This window comes from Sphingopyxis sp. (assembly GCF_035250425.1).
Taxonomy (GTDB): Bacteria; Pseudomonadota; Alphaproteobacteria; order Sphingomonadales; family Sphingomonadaceae; genus Sphingopyxis.
The window spans coordinates 1-3,065 of the sequence record NZ_DATFFD010000155.1 but is presented as its reverse complement, the minus strand read 5'-3'; the positions used below and the strand labels follow the sequence as shown (position 1 = coordinate 3,065).

Sequence of the window (3,065 nt, the reverse complement as noted above, 5' to 3'; positions counted from 1 at the left end):
TCGCTCCCCGCGCGGCTCGGCTCGGCGCAGCACATGGCGCGGCGGTCGCCGATTCGCGCCACCGCGATCGAGGCCGAACTCGGCACGCGCTACACGATCGATACGCTCAAAAAGCTCGTTCGCCGCTACCCGAATCGGCAGTTCATCTGGATCATGGGGGCCGACAATCTGGTCCAGTTGCCCCAATGGCGCGACTGGCGGGGGATCGCCCGACTCATGCCGATTGCGGTTATCGCGCGTCCGGGCTATAATGATCGCGCCCATGCAAGACGTGCGATGGGTTGGCTTCGGCGCTTCGTCCGGCCCGTGGACCAGAAATTGCATTGGACGGACTGGAGACCGCCCGCCCTCGTGTTCCTGCGATTTTCGCCCGATGTGCGATCCGCAACTGCGATACGGCAGGCCAACCCCCGCTGGTTCGAACGTTATGAAGGCCGCGCCTTGCGCGACCCGCTGACGCGTTTGCGGCTTGTGGACCCGACTAGGAAAGGACGCATTTGATCTCCGCAACCCAGGATGCCGCCAATGGCGCCGCATCCGCCCCAAAGCCTTCTGGCGATAACGTGGACGCGCTCCACGCTCTGATCCTCCACCAGCTGGATGAGGACCAGGCCCAGGAAACCATCTCCATCCCGCTTGCCGGTAAAAGCAGCATCGCCGATCATATGGTGATCGCGAGCGGCCGGTCGACGCGTCATGTCTCGGCCATCGCCGAGAAACTGGCCCAGCGGATCAAGCAGGAAGCCGGCCGCCAGGTTCGTGTCGAAGGGCTGCCCAATGCCGATTGGGTGCTGCTCGATGCGGGCGACGTGATCGTCCATCTGTTCCGTCCCGAGGTTCGCAGCTTCTATAACCTCGAGCGCATGTGGTCGTTCGGCGACGCGCCGCCGGTCGCCGCAGCGAATTGACGTGACCGCCGCCTGAAGGTTAGGCGGCGGATATGTTGCTGCACATCATCGCGCGCGGGCGCATCGGGCGCGGGCCCGAGGCCGAGCTGGTCGAGCGTTATATGAAGCGCGTGACCTGGGCGCAGAAGATTTCCGAGCTTCCGGATACGGGCGGCCGCATGCCCGCCGCCGCCGACAACAGCCGGACCATATTGCTCGACGAGGGCGGCGACCAGATGTCGTCGCTCGAATTTGCCAAATTGCTCGAAAAATGGCGCGACGGCGGGGTGCGCGAGGCGCGCTTTTGCCTCGGCGCCGCCGACGGTTTCACCCCCGAGGAGCGCGAGGGCGCCGATAAGGTCATCGCCTTTGGCCGCGCGACATGGCCGCATTTGATGGCGCGCGCGATGCTCGCCGAACAATTGTGGCGCGCGACCAGCATCGTCGCCGGCCACCCCTATCACCGCGAAGGCCGTCAGTGAGGCGCGCGCTCGCCGCCGTGGCGATCACTGCCGTTTTCGGCGGCGCGGCCCTCGCGCTGGCGCAGAGCGACATCTTCGATCCGCAGGCGATCGCCGCGCGCGAGCGCAACCAGCTGATCGATGCCAAGCAACAATCGGCGGCGGCGATGGCGCGCAGCGCGTTGCTCGAAAAACAGGCTGTGGCGGCGAACAGCGAGGCCGACCGGCTGAAGAAACGCAGCGCCGCCCTCGCCGCGCGCATCCAGTCGGCCGAGGCTGACATCAGCGCCGGCGAAGCGCGCGTCGCGCTCGTCAGCCGCCGTCTCGCGGGTCAGCGCGCGCGGCTGGCGCAGCAACAACAACCCTTGCTCGAACTCGCAGCCTCGCTTCAGCAATTGAGCCGCCAGCCCCCCGTCAGTGTGCTCGCGCAGCCGGGATCGCTGACCGACATGGTGCATGCGCGCGCGGTGATCGACGCCGCGATGCCGGTGATCGAGCGCCGCACCGCCGGTGCGCGGCGCGAACTCGGGGCGCTGCAGATGGTGCGGCAGCAGCAGGCGGTGGCACTGAAGGCGCTTTCGGCGAGCAAGACGCAGCTCGCGCAGCGCCGCGATGCGCTCACACGGCTCGAAAATGAAGGCCGCCTCCGCTCGCGCGAGCTGATGAGCAGCGCGCAGCTTGAGGCCGACCGCGCGCTCGGGCTTGGCGAAAAGGCGCGCGACATCGTCGATCTGATGGACTCGCTCGAAGCCGATGGCGCGGTGCGCGCCGAACTCGCGCAGCTTGCAGGACCTTTGCCGCGCCCGCGCAATCCTGCGGGCAACGTCGCCAGTGCCGCGCCGCCGACCGCCGCCGAAGCCGAATTGGCGGAGGGCGCCTATCGCCTGCCCGTCGTCGGGCGCATCGTCGCGGGGCTTGGCGAAGTCAACGAAAGCGGCGTCCGATCGCGCGGCGTGACGATCGCGGCGCGCCCGGGCGGCCAGGTCGTCGCCCCGGCCCCTGGCCGCGTCGGCTTTGCCGGCGATTATCGCGGCTATGGCAAGATCGCAATCATCGACCATGGCGGCGGCTGGGTGTCGTTGCTCACCGGCATGATCGCGCTCTCCGTTGGCGTCGGCGATACGGTGGACGCCGGGGCGCCGATCGGCCGCGCGGGGTCGGACGACAGCCGCATCACCGTCGAGCTCCGCCGCGCCGGCCGTCCCGTCGACATTGTCGCGATGATCGGCTGAGCGGCACCGTTAATCGCCCATTCGGCTGCTGCTCCGTATAGGGATGCACCGCTTGACGCCCGTAGATTTGCGTAGGAGGATGGCGTGCCGGGGATTATAAGGCCGGATTGCTCTCGCGTGACTGAAAGACGCCCATGACCGAATCGACCAAGACCGCCGTGTCCGGAACCTCTTCGTCCCCACGGCGCCGCTTCGCCTTGTGGCAGGGCGCCGCCGCGCTCTCGACGCTGGCGCTCGTTCCGCTCGCGACCGGCGCGATGGCGACCGTCGATTCGAAGACGCAGGAAGAAATCTCGCGCTTCATGGACGTCTATCTCGAGGTCAAATCCAACTATGTCGAACCGGTCGACGATTCGAAGCTGATCGAAGGCGCGATCAACGGCATGCTCGCCAGCCTCGACCCGCATTCGGGCTATCTCGACGCGCGCGGCTTTTCGAACCTCAGAACCCAGACCGACGGCGAATATGGCGGACTCGGCCTGTCG

The 3,065-nt window shown here is 67.3% G+C and carries 5 protein-coding genes; all 5 read left to right on the top strand.

The annotated features are described in order from the left end of the window. The coding region (locus VJ811_RS09010; RefSeq protein ID WP_324071936.1) for a nicotinic acid mononucleotide adenylyltransferase at positions 1-501 on the top strand (501 nt) is incomplete at its 5' end. Next, positions 498-908: a ribosome silencing factor gene (gene rsfS / locus VJ811_RS09005; RefSeq protein ID WP_324071935.1), complete on the top strand. Its 411-nt coding sequence runs from the start codon at positions 498-500 to the stop codon at positions 906-908. The genes VJ811_RS09010 and rsfS, both read left to right, overlap by 4 nt. Positions 909-940: 32 nt before the next feature. Beyond that, complete coding sequence (locus tag VJ811_RS09000) at positions 941-1,369, top strand: 23S rRNA (pseudouridine(1915)-N(3))-methyltransferase RlmH (protein WP_324071934.1); 429 nt, start codon at positions 941-943, stop codon at positions 1,367-1,369. A 17-nt stretch (positions 1,370-1,386) separates the two neighbouring features. Then, on the top strand, positions 1,387-2,580 hold the full coding sequence (locus tag VJ811_RS08995) for a murein hydrolase activator EnvC family protein (protein WP_324071933.1): 1,194 nt from the start codon (positions 1,387-1,389) through the stop codon (positions 2,578-2,580). A gap of 134 nt (positions 2,581-2,714) precedes the next feature. Then, the coding region (locus tag VJ811_RS08990) for a S41 family peptidase (protein WP_414711927.1) at positions 2,715-3,065 on the top strand (351 nt) is incomplete at its 3' end.

Coding starts and splice junctions, on each gene's coding strand:
- VJ811_RS09000 (WP_324071934.1), top strand. CDS start 941: ATGTTGCTGCACATCATCGCGCGCGGGCGCATCGGGCGCGGGCCCGAG.